This is a genomic window from Streptomyces sp. NPDC048295 (genome assembly GCF_040652135.1).
Classification (GTDB): Bacteria; Actinomycetota; Actinomycetes; order Streptomycetales; family Streptomycetaceae; genus Streptomyces.
The window spans coordinates 266,859-280,383 of record NZ_JBEZLL010000006.1; the positions used below are offsets into that span (position 1 = coordinate 266,859).

The 13,525-nt window shown below is 72.5% G+C and carries 16 protein-coding genes; 5 read left to right on the top strand and 11 right to left on the bottom strand.

Translation table 11 applies throughout. The annotated features are described in order from the left end of the window. Positions 1-9 precede the first annotated feature (9 nt). Positions 10-393, bottom strand: a complete 384-nt coding sequence (hisI, locus tag AB0D53_RS11690; RefSeq protein WP_329817093.1) for a phosphoribosyl-AMP cyclohydrolase — start codon at positions 391-393, stop codon at positions 10-12. Between the two features lie 84 nt (positions 394-477). Between hisI and AB0D53_RS11695 the strand changes: the two genes are divergently transcribed. Next, positions 478-1,110: a TIGR03085 family metal-binding protein gene (locus AB0D53_RS11695; RefSeq protein ID WP_329817094.1), complete on the top strand. Its 633-nt coding sequence runs from the start codon at positions 478-480 to the stop codon at positions 1,108-1,110. A 17-nt stretch (positions 1,111-1,127) separates the two neighbouring features. Here the strand turns inward: AB0D53_RS11695 and AB0D53_RS11700 are convergent, their stop codons facing one another. The 10 genes from AB0D53_RS11700 to hisD all read right to left on the bottom strand — a co-directional run bounded on the left by AB0D53_RS11700 (position 1,128) and on the right by hisD (position 9,025). Then, complete coding sequence (locus AB0D53_RS11700; RefSeq protein WP_362443652.1) at positions 1,128-2,387, bottom strand: MFS transporter; 1,260 nt, start codon at positions 2,385-2,387, stop codon at positions 1,128-1,130. A 25-nt stretch (positions 2,388-2,412) separates the two neighbouring features. After that, entirely contained in the window at positions 2,413-3,000 is a 588-nt protein-coding gene (locus AB0D53_RS11705) for a helix-turn-helix domain-containing protein (protein ID WP_362443655.1), read from the bottom strand. 177 nt (positions 3,001-3,177) lie between these two features. Then, on the bottom strand, positions 3,178-3,933 hold the full coding sequence (gene hisF / locus AB0D53_RS11710) for an imidazole glycerol phosphate synthase subunit HisF (protein ID WP_362443658.1): 756 nt from the start codon (positions 3,931-3,933) through the stop codon (positions 3,178-3,180). Continuing rightward, on the bottom strand, positions 3,930-4,328 hold the full coding sequence (locus AB0D53_RS11715; RefSeq protein ID WP_362443661.1) for a RidA family protein: 399 nt from the start codon (positions 4,326-4,328) through the stop codon (positions 3,930-3,932). Before AB0D53_RS11715 ends, hisF begins: the two co-directional genes overlap by 4 nt. Further along, positions 4,325-5,050: a bifunctional 1-(5-phosphoribosyl)-5-((5-phosphoribosylamino)methylideneamino)imidazole-4-carboxamide isomerase/phosphoribosylanthranilate isomerase PriA gene (gene priA / locus AB0D53_RS11720; RefSeq protein ID WP_326765058.1), complete on the bottom strand. Its 726-nt coding sequence runs from the start codon at positions 5,048-5,050 to the stop codon at positions 4,325-4,327. The genes AB0D53_RS11715 and priA overlap by 4 nt, the downstream gene beginning before the upstream one ends. Next, positions 5,050-5,691, bottom strand: a complete 642-nt coding sequence (hisH, locus tag AB0D53_RS11725; protein ID WP_329817104.1) for an imidazole glycerol phosphate synthase subunit HisH — start codon at positions 5,689-5,691, stop codon at positions 5,050-5,052. Before hisH ends, priA begins: the two co-directional genes overlap by 1 nt. A gap of 11 nt (positions 5,692-5,702) precedes the next feature. Next, positions 5,703-5,870, bottom strand: coding sequence for a hypothetical protein (locus tag AB0D53_RS11730; RefSeq protein WP_351086613.1), 168 nt, complete (start codon positions 5,868-5,870; stop codon positions 5,703-5,705). After that, positions 5,867-6,463 carry an imidazoleglycerol-phosphate dehydratase HisB gene (gene hisB, locus AB0D53_RS11735; RefSeq protein ID WP_329817106.1) on the bottom strand — a complete coding sequence of 199 codons (597 nt, stop codon included), beginning with the start codon at positions 6,461-6,463 and terminating at the stop codon, positions 5,867-5,869. The genes AB0D53_RS11730 and hisB overlap by 4 nt, the downstream gene beginning before the upstream one ends. Before the next feature lie 115 nt (positions 6,464-6,578). Then, the gene (locus tag AB0D53_RS11740) at positions 6,579-7,706 is read right to left on the bottom strand and encodes a histidinol-phosphate transaminase (RefSeq protein WP_362443667.1); all 1,128 of its coding nucleotides are present in this window, start codon (positions 7,704-7,706) and stop codon (positions 6,579-6,581) included. Continuing rightward, positions 7,703-9,025: a histidinol dehydrogenase gene (hisD, locus tag AB0D53_RS11745; protein WP_362443670.1), complete on the bottom strand. Its 1,323-nt coding sequence runs from the start codon at positions 9,023-9,025 to the stop codon at positions 7,703-7,705. Before hisD ends, AB0D53_RS11740 begins: the two co-directional genes overlap by 4 nt. 138 nt (positions 9,026-9,163) lie before the next feature. Between hisD and AB0D53_RS11750 the strand changes: the two genes are divergently transcribed. The 4 genes from AB0D53_RS11750 to ybaK all read left to right on the top strand — a co-directional run bounded on the left by AB0D53_RS11750 (position 9,164) and on the right by ybaK (position 13,353). Beyond that, positions 9,164-10,765, top strand: coding sequence for an oxidoreductase (locus tag AB0D53_RS11750; protein WP_362443673.1), 1,602 nt, complete (start codon positions 9,164-9,166; stop codon positions 10,763-10,765). Positions 10,766-11,047: 282 nt separating this feature from the next. Next, positions 11,048-12,073 carry a hypothetical protein gene (locus AB0D53_RS11755; protein ID WP_362443676.1) on the top strand — a complete coding sequence of 342 codons (1,026 nt, stop codon included), beginning with the start codon at positions 11,048-11,050 and terminating at the stop codon, positions 12,071-12,073. A gap of 5 nt (positions 12,074-12,078) precedes the next feature. Further along, positions 12,079-12,822: an LON peptidase substrate-binding domain-containing protein gene (locus AB0D53_RS11760; RefSeq protein WP_362443679.1), complete on the top strand. Its 744-nt coding sequence runs from the start codon at positions 12,079-12,081 to the stop codon at positions 12,820-12,822. A gap of 27 nt (positions 12,823-12,849) precedes the next feature. Further along, complete coding sequence (ybaK, locus tag AB0D53_RS11765; RefSeq protein ID WP_329817115.1) at positions 12,850-13,353, top strand: Cys-tRNA(Pro) deacylase; 504 nt, start codon at positions 12,850-12,852, stop codon at positions 13,351-13,353. Positions 13,354-13,525: the final 172 nt, after the last annotated feature.

The window sequence follows — 13,525 nt, forward strand, 5'->3', positions numbered from 1 at the left end:
GGGCGGCCCTTACTGCGTGAGCGGGAGGACGTCGGCGTCGAAGCAGGTGCGGTCGCCGGTGTGGCAGGCGGCACCCGTCTGGTCGACCCGGACGAGGACGGTGTCGGCGTCGCAGTCGAGGGCGACGGACCTGACCCGCTGGATGTGGCCCGAGGTGTCGCCCTTGACCCAGTACTCCTGGCGGCTGCGGGACCAGTAGGTGCAACGGCCGGTGGTGAGGGTGCGGTGCAGGGCTTCGTCGTCCATCCAGCCGAGCATCAGTACCTCGCCGGTGTCGTACTGCTGGGCGATGGCCGGGACGAGTCCGTCGGCACCGCGCTTGAGGCGGGCCGCGATGGCCGGGTCGAGGTTGCCGGACGGCGGCGGAGTGCTGGGCGTGGGCGCACTGGTCATGCGCCCATTGTGCCGTGGCCGCGGGGTCGTCTCCGTGCGGCGTCCACTGGGCGGACCGCGCGCGGCGGTCGTACGCTGGCGACCATGTCGACCCATGCGAAGCGCGAACGACTTCTGCTCGCCGACCTGTTGGAGGCGGCGGGGCCGGAGGCACCGACCCTGTGCCACGGCTGGACGACCCGGGACCTGGCCGCCCATGTGGTGGTCCGGGAGCGCCGGCCGGACGCGGCGGGCGGAATCCTGCTGGGCGTGCTGAGGAACCGGCTCGAACGGGTGCAGGCCGAATTCGCCGCGAAACCGTACGAGGAGCTGATCCAGCTGATCCGCACGGGACCGCCGAGGTTCTCCCCGTACGCCGTGAAGCAGGTCGACGAGGCCGCCAACACCGTCGAGTTCTACGTCCACACGGAGGACGTCCGCCGGGCCCAGCCGGACTGGTCACGGCGCGAGCTGGACCCGGTCTTCGCCGATCTGCTGTGGTCGCGCGCCGAGAAGACGGCCCGGCTGCTGGGCCGCAGGTCCCCGGTGGGGCTGGTGCTGCGCCGCCCGGACGGCCAGACGGCGGTGGCGCACAAGGGCACCCCGGTGGTGACGGTGACCGGCGAGCCGGGCGAGCTGCTGCTCTTCGCGTTCGGGCGGCAGGACGCGGCCGTGGTGGGCCTGGAGGGCGACAAGGAGGCGGTGGACCGGCTGCACACGGCGGAGCTGGGGATGTAGGGCGTACGGGGACGGGCTCAGCCCGGGAGTTCCGCGCGGCGCAGCCGGGTGAAGGCCAGGCCCGTCAGCGCTCCGGCGGCGCACAGCGCGGCGCTGGTGGCGAAGACCGGGCCGGTCCCCCAGATCGCGACGGCGGCTCCCGTGACCGGGTAGCTGAGCGGGGCGATCGCGTGGGTGAAGAGCGTCGAGACCGAGGTGACCCGGCCGAGGTAGGCGGGTTCGGTGACGGTCTGGATCAGGGCCCCGCACAGCGAGCCGCCGAGGCCCGCGAAGAGCCCGACGCAGACCGCCGCGGCGGCGGCGAGGGCCACCGAGGGCAGCTGGGCCAGGGCGCCGATGGCGACCGCGCCGGCCAGCACGGCCAGACACATCACCAGCCCGGCGCGCGGCACCCGGCCGCGCACGGCGAGCAGCAGTGCCGTCGCACCGGCGCCGGCCCCGAAGGCGGCGATGATCCAGCCCATGCCGGACGCGCCCCAGTGGCGCTCCTGGGCGAGCAGGATCAGGCCGAGGTTGAGCGGCCCGACGAAGCCGAGTTCGCTGACGGCGACGACGAGCATCAGGGGCCCGAGCAGCGGGTGGCGGCGGATGTGGCGCAGCCCGTCGGCCAGGTCGTGCCAGGCGGTGCCGGCCGGTTCGGCGCCGTCCTGCTCGGGCAGCGGGCGGATCCGCAGGGACAGCAGCAGCGGCAGCGACACCGCGAAGAGCACTCCGGCCGCGGCGAAGGCGGCCGCGGGTCCGCCGAGGGCCACCGCGACGCCGCCCAGCGGGGCTCCGACGACGTTGGCGAGCCGGGTGGCCAGGCCGCGCATCCCCTGGACGCGGGCCAGCTGTCCGGTGGCGGTGACCCGGGGCGGCAGGGCGCCGACGGCGGGCAGGAAGAGGGCGTCGACCACGCCGAAGACGAGGGCGACGGCGATCAGCATCCACAGGGCGGGCGAGGTGAGCAGCAGCGCGCCGGCCAGGGCGAGGACGACCAGGCAGCGGACGGCGTCGCTGCCGATGACGACGCGGCGCGGTCCGATCCGGTCGGCGAGCACTCCCCCGCCGAGCATCAGCACGGCCCGGGGTATGGAGCCGACGGCGAGGACGACTCCGGTCTGGGTGCCGCCGCCGGTGCGGGCGGCGGCCCAGGCGAGCGCCATGTAGTAGACGCTGTCGCCGATCATCGAGGCGGTGTAGGCGCCGAGCCAGCGCAGGACGTTGCCGTCGCGGTGGGCGGGACGTCCGGCGGCCGGGGCGGCCGGGGTGGTCGTTCCGGTGTCGGTGACGGTCATGGGGTCGGCCTCCCGGGACGGCGGGTCAGGAGCGGAACGGGAAGGTGTACAGGTGCACGGCGACGTTCTCGCGGCCGTCCGTGTCTCCGGCCTCCTCGCGGGCGCGGCCGAGCTCCTCGTACCGGTCGACGACCTCGTGCATCTCGCGGGTGAGCGCGGCGAGCTCCTCGGCGGTGAGCCGGGCCAGGTACTCGGAGCTGGAGGCGGCACGGCGCCACTGGAGCGGCCAGCTCGGGGCCGAGTCGAGGTAGCGGCGGTACAGCTCGATGTGCTGGTCGAAGGAGAGCCGGCCGACGGCGGCGTGCGTGGCGGCCTTCTCCGGGGCGTCGTCGAAGTCCTCCTCGTGGAAGTTCAGCCCCTTCGAGGCGGGCTGCCACCAGCGTTCGCGGCCGTCCGTGCCCTGCTGCTCGGCCTCCTCGATCAGGCCGTGGTCGGCGAGCCTGCGCAGGTGGTAGCTGACCAGCGACACCGCCTCGTCGACCTGCTCGGCCAGCTGGGACGCGGTGGCCTTGCGGGCGATGTAGAGCGCGCGGTAGAGCCGCATCCGCAGGGGGTGCCCGAACGCCTTCAGGGTCTCCAGGTCCGAGACCCGGCGTGATTCCTTGCTTGCCATGCCCCGACCGTAGATGGAAAGGGAATCTTGCGCAATCTTTCTTGCGCAATAAAAGCTGCGGAATCCTGGACGGCGGAAAGCCCGACGCCGGGCGGAACCGGTTCCCCGGTTCCGCCCGGCGTCGGGCCAGGAGGTGTCCGAACAAATGCCTGTCCGGCAGATGCTGCGTACGGCTGCTCAGCGGACCGGGTGCCCGGCCTCCCTGAGCGCGTCCTTGACCTCGGAGATCCGCAGATCGCCGAAGTGGAAGACGGAGGCGGCGAGCACCGCGTCGGCGCCCGCCTCGATGGCGGGTGCGAAGTGTGCGAGCCGGCCGGCGCCGCCGGAGGCGATGACGGGGACGGTCACGTGCTTCCGTACCGCCGTGATCATCTCGGTGTCGTAGCCGTCCTTGGTGCCGTCCGCGTCCATCGAGTTGAGCAGGATCTCGCCCGCGCCCAGCTCGGCGGCGCGGTGCGCCCATTCGACGGCGTCGATGCCGGTGCCCTTGCGGCCGCCGTGCGTGGTGACCTCGAAGGTGCCCTCGGGGGTGCGCCGGGCGTCCACGGAGAGCACCAGGACCTGGCGGCCGAAGCGCTCGGCGATCTCCCGGATGAGGTCGGGGCGGGCGATGGCGGCGGTGTTGACGCCGACCTTGTCCGCGCCGGCCCGCAGCAGCTTGTCGACGTCGTCGGCGGTGCGGACGCCGCCGCCGACCGTGAGCGGGATGAAGACCTGCTCGGCGGTGCGGCGCACCACGTCGTAGGTGGTCTCCCGGTCGCCACTGGAGGCGGTGATGTCCAGGAAGGTCAGTTCGTCGGCGCCTTCTGCGTCGTACAGCTTCGCCATCTCGACGGGGTCGCCCGCATCGCGCAGGTTCTGGAAGTTGACGCCCTTGACGACCCGGCCGTTGTCGACGTCCAGGCAGGGGATGACGCGTACCGCGAGGCTCATCGCGCACCTGCCCGGTAGGCCTCGACCTCGACCTCGACGACCAGGCTCGGGTCCACGAAACCGGACACGATGATCATCGAGGCGGCGGGGCGCACGTCGTCGAAGAGCTCCTTGTGGGCGCGGCCGACCTCGTCCACGTCCCGGGCGTGCGTGAGGTACATCCGGGTACGGACGACGTCCTGGCGGCCCAGGCCGAACTGCTTCAGCGCGTCGAAGGCGACCTTGAAGGAGGTGACGGTCTGCTCGTACGGGCCGCCCGCGGAGATCTGGCCGTTCTCCACCGAGGTGCAGCCGGCGACCAGGACGAGGCCGTTGGGCAGCTCCACCGCGCGGGAGTAGCCGAACTTCTCCTCCCACGGGGCGCCGGAGGAGACGCGGTTGACGGAGTCGCTCATCCGGAGACCACCTGCAGCGCTTCTTCGAGGGTGAACGCCTTCGCGTAGAGCGCCTTGCCGACGATCGCGCCCTCGACGCCGTCCGGGACGAGCGAGGCGATGGCCCGCAGGTCGTCCAGCGAGGAGACGCCGCCGGAGGCGACGACGGGCCTGTCGGTGGCGGCGCAGACGTTCTTCAGGAGTTCCAGGTTGGGGCCCTGGAGCGTGCCGTCCTTGGCGATGTCGGTGACGACGTAGCGGGCGCAGCCCTCGGAGTCGAGGCGGGCGAGCGTCTCGTAGAGGTCGCCGCCGTCGCGCGTCCAGCCGCGGCCGCGCAGCGTCGTGCCGCGGACATCGAGGCCGACGGCGATCTGGTCGCCGTGCTCGGCGATGACCTTGGCGACCCATTCCGGGGTCTCCAGGGCGGCGGTGCCGAGGTTGACCCGGCGGCAGCCGGTGGCGAGGGCGGCGGCCAGCGAGGCGTCGTCGCGGATGCCGCCGGAGAGCTCGACCTTGATGTCCATGGCGCCTGCCACCTCGGCGATCAGCGCCCGGTTGTCCCCGGTGCCGAAGGCGGCGTCCAGGTCGACGAGGTGCAGCCACTCGGCCCCGGCGCGCTGCCAGGCGAGGGCGGCCTCCAGCGGGGAACCGTAGGAGGTCTCGGAGCCGGACTCGCCATGGACGAGGCGGACGGCCTGGCCGTCGCGGACGTCGACGGCGGGGAGCAGTTCAAGCTTCGGCATCAGAGTGTCTCGATCCAGTTGGTCAGCAGCTGGGCGCCGGCATCGCCGGACTTCTCGGGGTGGAACTGGGTGGCCCACAGGGCGCCGTTCTCCACGGCGGCGACGAACGGCTCGCCGTGGGTGGCCCAGGTGACCCGGGGGGCACGGATCTTGGCGTTGGTGACTTCCAGGCTCCAGTCGTGCACCGCGTAGGAGTGCACGAAGTAGAACCGGGCCTCGGGGTCGAGACCGGCGAAGAGCTGGGAGTCCTCGGGGGCCCGTACGGTGTTCCAGCCCATGTGCGGGACGACCGGGGCCTTCAGCGGGGCGACGGTGCCGGGCCACTCGTCCAGGCCCTCCGTCTCCACGCCGTGCTCGATGCCGCGCTCGAAGAGGATCTGCATCCCGACACAGATGCCCATGACGGGGCGGCCGCCGGAGAGCCTGCGGCCGATGATCCATTCGCCGCGGGCCTTCTTCAGCCCGTCCATGCAGGCGGAGAACGCGCCGACGCCGGGCACCAGCAGCCCGTCGGCGTTCATCGCCTTCTCGTAGTCGCGGGTGATCTCGACGTCCGCGCCGACGTGGGCCAGGGCCCGCTCGGCGGAGCGGACGTTGCCGAAGCCGTAGTCGAAGACGACGACCTTCTTGTTGTCGCTCACAGCTCGTTCCCTCAGTCCCAGAGTCCCTGGATCCGCAGGATGCCTGCCACCAGGCACATCACGGAGGCGATCGAGAGCAGGACGACGACGCCCTTGGGCATGCCCTGCTTCGCGAAGGAGTAGACGCCCCCGGCCAGGAAGAGGCCGACGACGATCAGGATGGTGTTGAGGCCGGTCACAGCGCGCCCTTCGTGGAGGGAAGGATGCCTGCGGCGCGCGTGTCGTGCTCACTGGCGTAGCGCAGGGCGCGGGCGAGCGCCTTGAACTGGCACTCCACGATGTGGTGGGCGTTGCGCCCGTACGGCACGTGGACGTGCAGCGCGATCTGCGCCTGTGCGACGAAGGACTCCAGGATGTGCCGGGTCATCGTCGTGTCGTACGCGCCGATCATCGGCGCCATGTTCTCCGGCTCGGTGTGCACCAGGTAGGGCCGGCCGGACAGGTCGACGGTGACCTGGGCGAGCGACTCGTCCAGCGGGACGGTGCAGTTGCCGAAGCGGTAGATCCCGACCTTGTCGCCGAGGGCCTGCTTGAACGCGGCGCCGAGGGCGAGGGCGGTGTCCTCGATGGTGTGGTGCGAGTCGATGTGCAGATCGCCGTCGGTCTTGACCGTGAGGTCGAAGAGGCCGTGCCGGCCGAGCTGGTCGAGCATGTGGTCGTAGAAGCCGACCCCGGTCGAGACATCGACCTTGCCGGTGCCGTCGAGGTTTATCTCGACCAGTACCGAGGTTTCCTTGGTGGTGCGTTCCACGCGGCCTACGCGGGGGCTCATGCGCTTGCTCCTTGGTTGTGCTCGCCTCGCCGGGCCGGATCGCGGTCGGCCCCGCGCCGGCTGGGGGTCCGGGGGTCGTTCCCCGGGAGATGCGGTACGCGGCCCGCGCGGGGGCTCATGCGTCGTGCTCCTTCTTCAGTCCGCGTACCGCATCGAGGAACGCGTCGTTCTCCGCCGGGGTGCCCGCGGAGACCCGCAGCCATCCCGGTACGCCGTTGTCCCGGACCAGGACGCCCCGGTCGAGGATCCGCTGCCAGGCGGTGTGGCTGTCGGCGAAGCGGCCGAACTGGACGAAGTTGGCGTCCGAGTCGGTGACGTCGTAGCCGAGAGCGCGCAGCTCGGTGACGATCCGGTCGCGCTCGTTCTTGAGCTGCGCGACGTATCCGAGCAGCGTATCGGTGTGCTCCAGGGCGGCGAGCGCGGTGGCCTGGGTGACGGAGGACAGGTGGTACGGCAGCCGCACCAGCTGGACCGCGTCGACCACGGCCGGGTCGGCCGCGAGGTAGCCCAGGCGCAGTCCGGCGGCGCCGAACGCCTTCGACATGGTGCGCGAGAGCACCATGTTCGGCCGGCCCTCGATCAGCGGGAGCAGCGAGGCGTGGTGGCTGAACTCTCCGTACGCCTCGTCGACCACGACCATCGACGGCCCGGCCGCCTGGGCGGCCTCGTAGAGCGCGAGCACGGTCTCCGCGTCGACGGCGGTGCCGGTGGGGTTGTTGGGAGAGGTGATGAAGACGACGTCGGGGCGGTGCTCGGCGATGGCCTCGCGGGCGGCCTCGACGTCGATGGTGAAGTCCTCGTTGCGCGGTCCGGAGATCCAGCCGGTGCCGGTGCCCCGGGCGATGAGGGCGTGCATGGAGTACGAGGGCTCGAAGCCGATCGCGGTGCGGCCGGGGCCGCCGAAGGTCTGGAGGAGCTGCTGGAGCACCTCGTTGGAGCCGTTGGCCGCCCAGACGTTGGCGAGGGCGACCTCGTGCCCGGCGGTGCGGGTGAGGTAACGGGCCAGTTCGGTACGGAGCTCGACGGCGTCCCGGTCGGGGTAGCGGTTGAGGTCGCGGGCGGCCTCGCGGACCCGCTCGGCGATCCGGTCGACGAGCGCCTCGGGCAGCGGGTAGGGGTTCTCGTTGGTGTTCAGCCGCACGGGTACGTCGAGCTGCGGCGCCCCGTAGGGGGACTTGCCGCGCAGCTCGTCGCGGATCGGGAGATCGTCGATGCGGGTGCGGGGTGTGTTGCCGTCTCTCACTGCTGCGGGACCTTCCAGCCGAACCTGGCCTTGAGCGCGGCGCCGTGGGCGGGGAGGTCCTCCGCCTCGGCGAGGGTCACGACGTGGTGCGTGACCTCGGCGAGCGCGTCGCGCGTGTAGTCGACGATGTGGATGCCGCGCAGGAAGGACTGCACGGAGAGGCCCGAGGAGTGGCAGGCGCAGCCGCCGGTGGGCAGGACGTGGTTGGAGCCGGCGCAGTAGTCGCCGAGCGAGACCGGGGACCAGGGGCCGACGAAGACCGCACCGGCGTTGCGGACCCGGTCGGCGACGGCGGCTGCGTCGGCGGTCTGGATCTCCAGGTGCTCGGCGGCGTACGCGTCGACGACCTTGAGGCCGTCCTCCAGGTCGTCGACCAGGACGATCGCGGACTGGCGGCCGGCCAGCGCGGGCTCGATCCGGTCGGTGACGTGCTTGGTCGCGGCGATCTGCGGCGTGAGCTCGGCCTCGGTGGCGTCGGCCAGTTCCGCGGAGTCGGTGACGAGGACGGCGGCGGCCATCGGGTCGTGCTCGGCCTGGCTGATCAGGTCGGCGGCGACGTGCACCGGGTCGGCGGTGGAGTCCGCGAGGATCGCGATCTCGGTGGGGCCGGCCTCCGCGTCGATGCCGACGCGGCCCTTGAGGAGGCGCTTGGCGGCGGCGACGTAGATGTTGCCGGGGCCGGTGACGAGGTTCACCGGAGGACATTCGGCCGTTCCGTACGCGAACATCGCGACGGCCTGGGCGCCGCCCGCCGCGTACACCTCGTCGACGCCCAGCAGGGCGCAGGCGGCGAGGATGGTGGGGTGCGGCAGGCCGCCGAAGTCCTTCTGCGGCGGGGAGGCGACGGCGATGCCCTCGACGCCCGCCTCCTGGGCCGGTACGACGTTCATGACCACGGACGACGGGTAGACGGAGCGCCCGCCCGGGACGTACAGACCGACGCGCTCGACCGGCACCCACTTCTCGGTGACGGTGCCGCCGGGGACGACCTGGGTGGTGTGCGTGGTGCGGCGCTGCTCGCGGTGGACCAGGCGGGCCCGGCGGACCGACTCCTCCAGGGCGGCGCGCACGGCCGGGTCGAGCCGTTCGAGGGCCTCGGCGATCGCCTCGGCCGGGACCCGGATCGAGTCGAGCCGTACGCCGTCGAATTTCTCCCCCCACTCGATCACTGCCGCGGAGCCACGATGGCGTACGTCCTCGCAGATGGGCCGCACCGTCTCCAGGGCGGCTTCCACGTCGAACTCGGCACGGGGCAGCAGGTCGCGCAGGGCTCCACCCTCGGGGAGGGCGTTGCCGCGCAGATCGATTCGAGAGATCACACCGCAATTCTCGCAGACCGCCTGCGGCGTCCGGTCGCCCGTATCACTGGCTGATACATGTCCCGGACACCACTGCTGACCAATAGCGTTCACGTCGTCACTCAGGGGGAAGAACAGCTCCGAGCGGAAGGGGCACCCGTGACCGAACCGCACGACGGCGATTTCCCGGACGGTCTGAGCGCAGCCGAGCTGGGTATGTGGCAGGCCTTCCGGAACGGCAGTACCTACGATCTGCGCGCCCGCGACCCGGCGCAGGACGATCCGTTCGCGCCGCGCGTCTGGGGTCCCGAGCGCAGTGTGGACGGGCGAGTCGTCGCCCGTCTGCTGCTCTCGGGTCCGCCGCCGCGGCCCGGCCGGGTCGCGGCGCTGAAGCTCCGGGGCGTGCGGATCAGCGGAACGCTCGATCTCGCGGGCGGGCGCGTCGCACCGTACGTCGAGATGACCGGCTGCCGCTTCGAGAACGAGGTGGTGCTGCCGGAGTGCCACTTCACGACGCTGCGGATCGTCGGCTGCGCGATGCCGCGGCTGGAGGCGGCCCGGCTGCGCACCGAGGGCGATCTCCATCTGCCGCGCTGTCGCATCCCGCGCGGGATCCGGCTCACCGACGCCCAGATCGGCACCGATCTGCTGGTCAACCAGATCGAGATCGGCCCGGACCGGGGCGGGCGGGCGCTGGCCGGTGACGGGCTGGCGGTCGCCCAGGACCTCCAGGCGGAGCTGATCGAGGCGCGGGGCGAGCTGAGTCTGCGCGGGGCGAAGGTCGGCGGCTCGCTGAGCCTGCGCGGCAGCCGGCTGCGGGGCAGGGAGGGGCGGCGCGCGCTGAACGCCCCGCAGCTGACCGTGGAGCGGACGCTGTACATGAGCGAGGCCTGGGTGAGCGTCGACACCGGGATCCAGGGCACCACTCCCCCGTTCGGCATCGTCATGGCGTCGACCCCGGCGAACGGCACCCGTGCGCAGGGGTTCGAGTGCCGGGGCGGGGTGCGTCTGGACGACGGCCGGTTCGGCGACGCGGTCGATCTGCACAAGGCGCGGTTCGTGCTGGGCCGGCACGAGGAGCTGTCGCTGCGCCGGATCGTCACCCCGGAACTGCGGTTCAACGTGGAACGGCCGGAGGAGGGCCGGGTCGTGCTGAACGGCGCGAGGGTCGTCACGCTGATCGACGTGTCGACCAGCTGGCCGGGGCCCGGCGGGCTGGCGATGGGCGGTTTCGTGTACGAGAACCTCGTCCCGTACGGGCACTTCCCGCTCTCCCGGCGCCTGGAATGGGTGGCGGCGGCGACCCCGGAGTACGTCCCCGAGCCGTACGAGCGGCTCGCGACGGTGCTGCGCAACTGCGGGGAGGACGCGGACGCCCGGGAGGTGCTGCTGGCCAAGCAGCGGCGGCGGCGCGAGACGCTGCCGCTCGCCGCGAAGCTCTGGGGCTTCCTCCAGGACTGGACGGTGGCGTACGGCTACCGGCCGGGGCGGGCCGCGGTGTGGATGGCCCTGCTGTGGGCGGCGGGGACGCTGGCCTTCTCCCAGCACGTCCCGGCGGCGATCAAGCAGGACGAGCATCCGCAGTGGAACCCGGCGCTGTACGCGCTGGATCTGCTGATCCCGGTGATCAATCTGGGCCAGGACGGCTACTGGCGGATGGAGGGGGGCTGGCAGTGGGCGGCGGCGATGCTCGTCCTGCTGGGCTGGATACTCGCGACGACCGTCGCGGCGGGCGCCTCACGGCTGCTCCGCCGAGGATGATGCGAAATCCGGCCACGGGCGGCCCGACGAGGACCGTCCGACCGCCCGTGGCCCCCGCCACCGAACGATTGGCGCGGCGCCCGTGGGCCGTGGTCGAACCATCGCCCGAGCCGCGTCCGGACCACCGGAGGCCATCGGCCCGAAACAACAGGAACAAGCCAGATTCCACACTTTCCTTTACCTCTTCTTGACTCAGTCCGATACAACCCATTCACTCGGCACCAAAGCTTCACAGCGAGCCTCTGGCGCCGTCCCGACCAGCGCTTTTCAATGGTCTGCACCATGCCGAACCTTCGTGCCCTGTTCCGTGCCGCGTGCACGTTCCGGCGCCCCGCACGGGGCTCCGCCGGACTGCCCGCGGACGACGAGGTGCTGCTCGACGCCCCCGACGAGCGGCTCTCCCCGGCCCTCGTCGCCGCCGCCCTCGGGGAGTACGGACCGGCCGCGAAACTCCTCGCCACCACCCGGGACGGCGCCGAGTGGGAGAACCGTGACCGCTACCTCAGCCGGCTCGTCGCCTTCGCCCGCAGCCGCGACGGCTGGCTGTCCGACTGGCTCGCCGCCGCCCCGCACGACCCGGACGCGCTGCTCGTCAAGGCCCAGCTGGCGGTCGCCCGGGCCTGGGAGTCGCCCGCCCGGGCCGAGCAGCTGCGCGAGGTGGGGCCGCTGATCACCGCGGCGGCCGAGAGCGATCCGCGCGACCCGGTGCCCTGGCGCCTCGCGCTCGACCACGCGCGCGGCACCCACGCCACACACACCGAGTTCGAGGCGCTGTGGGAACAGGCCATACGGCGTTCCCCGCACCACTACGGCTGTCATGTCGCGGCGCTGCGCTACCTCTCCGCGGCCTGGTACGGCTCGCACCGCGAGTGCTTCGACTTCGCCGAGCGGGCCGCCGAGGACTCGCTGCCCAGCTCGCTGGTGCAGGCGCTGCCGCTGCGGGCCGCCTTCGCGCTGCTGATCGAGGGGCCCGGCGCCCGGACCACCTCGGTGCAGGAGGAACGGATCGACGCGGCGGCGGATCTGGCCATCGCGCTGTCCGCCACCTTCGCGCCGGGCGACCCCTGGCCCGCCGAGGTCCGCAACCTGCTGGCGTTCGTGCTGGTCACCCGGGGCCGCTGGGACGAGGCGCTGGAACAGTTCCGGCGGATCGGACCCCGCGCGACGTCGTTCCCGTGGTCTTCGGTCGCCGAGGATCCGCTCGACCGGTTCCTGGAGGCACGGGACGACACGCGGCTCCGGGCGGCCTGTGCGGCACCGATCCCGGGACGGGCCGACCGGCCCGGGCCCGGCGGCCATTACGCTTGACCGTTGTGACCACCGCTCGCCTGCCTCTGTTCCCGCTGAACGCGGTGCTGTTCCCCGGCCTCGTGCTGCCGCTGAACGTCTTCGAGGAGCGTTATCGCGCCATGATGCGCGAGCTCCTGAAGACCGACGAGGACGAACCCCGCCGCTTCGCCGTGGTCGCGATCCGCGACGGCCGCGAGACCGCCCCGACGGGCGCCGGAATGCCGGACGCGGTGAACGTCCCCGCCGAGCGCGGCCCCGCCGACGGCTTCGGCCCCGACCCCGTCCAGACCTTCCACCGGGTCGGCTGCATCGCCGACGCGGCGAAGATCCGGGAGCGGCCGGACGGCAGTTTCGAGGTCCTGGCGACCGGCACCACCCGGGTCAGGCTGCTCTCCGTCGACGCGAGCGGTCCCTTTCTGACGGCCGAGCTCGAAGAACTGGACGAGGGGCCCGGCGAGGAGGCGGGGGCGCTCGCCGAGGGCGTGCTGCGAGCCTTCCGCAGCTACCAGAAGCGACTGGCCGGGGCGAGCGAACGGTCCCTCACGACCGGAGCGGACCTGCCGGACGACCCCGCCGTCGTCTCCTACCTGGTCGCGGCGGCGGCCGTGCTCGACGTACCGACCAAGCAACGGCTGCTCCAGGCGCCCGACACCGCGACCCGGCTGCGCGAGGAACTGACGCTGCTGCGCTCCGAGACCGCCGTCATCCGCCATCTGCCGTCGCTGCCCGCGGTGGAGCTGACCCGCGCCCCGTCCCACCCCAACTGATCCGACCGATCGAGGACCGTTCCCCCCGTGGCGAAGAAGCCGAAGAAGCAGCAACAGTCCGGCGGCACCCCGGCCACGGTCGCACTGACCGCGTCCGGCACGGCGTTCACCGTCCACTCCTACGACCACGACCCGGCGTCCGCCTCCTACGGCGAGGAGGCGGCCCAGGCGCTGGGCGTCTCCCCCGACCGGGTCTTCAAGACCCTGGTGGCGGACGTCGACGGCACCCTGACGGTGGCGGTCGTCCCGGTGGCCGGCACCCTGGACCTCAAAGCCCTGGCCTCCGCGGTGGGCGGCAAGCGGGCCACCATGGCCGACCCGGCCGCCGCCGAACGCACCACCGGCTATGTACGGGGCGGCATCTCCCCCCTGGGCCAGCGGAAGCGGCTGCGCACGGTGCTGGACGCGTCGGCACGGTCCCACGAGACGATCTGCGTCTCGGCGGGCCGCCGCGGCCTGGAGGTCGAACTCTCCGCGGCGGACCTGGCATCGCTGACGGGCGCGGTGTTCGCGGAGATCGGCCGGGGGTAGGGGCTTTCGTTCGGATCACGCCGGCTCCGACGTCCGTCCGGCGCGTTCCGGGACACGTGCGAGCCCGTCCGGCACCTTCCGGGACACGTGCGAGCCCGTCCGGCACCTTCCGGGACACGTGCGAGCCCGTCCGGCACCTTCCGGGACACGTGCGAGCCCGTCCGGCACCTTC

Excerpts from the sequence above, each read along its gene's own strand:
- hisF (WP_362443658.1), bottom strand. The coding sequence starts at position 3,933 with ATGAGCCTCGCGGTACGCGTCATCCCCTGCCTGGACGTCGACAACGGC.
- hisI (WP_329817093.1), bottom strand. The coding sequence starts at position 393 with ATGACCAGTGCGCCCACGCCCAGCACTCCGCCGCCGTCCGGCAACCTC.
- AB0D53_RS11695 (WP_329817094.1), top strand. The coding sequence starts at position 478 with ATGTCGACCCATGCGAAGCGCGAACGACTTCTGCTCGCCGACCTGTTG.
- priA (WP_326765058.1), bottom strand. The coding sequence starts at position 5,050 with ATGCCGAAGCTTGAACTGCTCCCCGCCGTCGACGTCCGCGACGGCCAG.
- AB0D53_RS11715 (WP_362443661.1), bottom strand. The coding sequence starts at position 4,328 with ATGAGCGACTCCGTCAACCGCGTCTCCTCCGGCGCCCCGTGGGAGGAG.
- AB0D53_RS11700 (WP_362443652.1), bottom strand. The coding sequence starts at position 2,387 with ATGACCGTCACCGACACCGGAACGACCACCCCGGCCGCCCCGGCCGCC.
- AB0D53_RS11705 (WP_362443655.1), bottom strand. The coding sequence starts at position 3,000 with ATGGCAAGCAAGGAATCACGCCGGGTCTCGGACCTGGAGACCCTGAAG.
- AB0D53_RS11755 (WP_362443676.1), top strand. The coding sequence starts at position 11,048 with ATGCCGAACCTTCGTGCCCTGTTCCGTGCCGCGTGCACGTTCCGGCGC.
- hisB (WP_329817106.1), bottom strand. The coding sequence starts at position 6,463 with ATGAGCCCCCGCGTAGGCCGCGTGGAACGCACCACCAAGGAAACCTCG.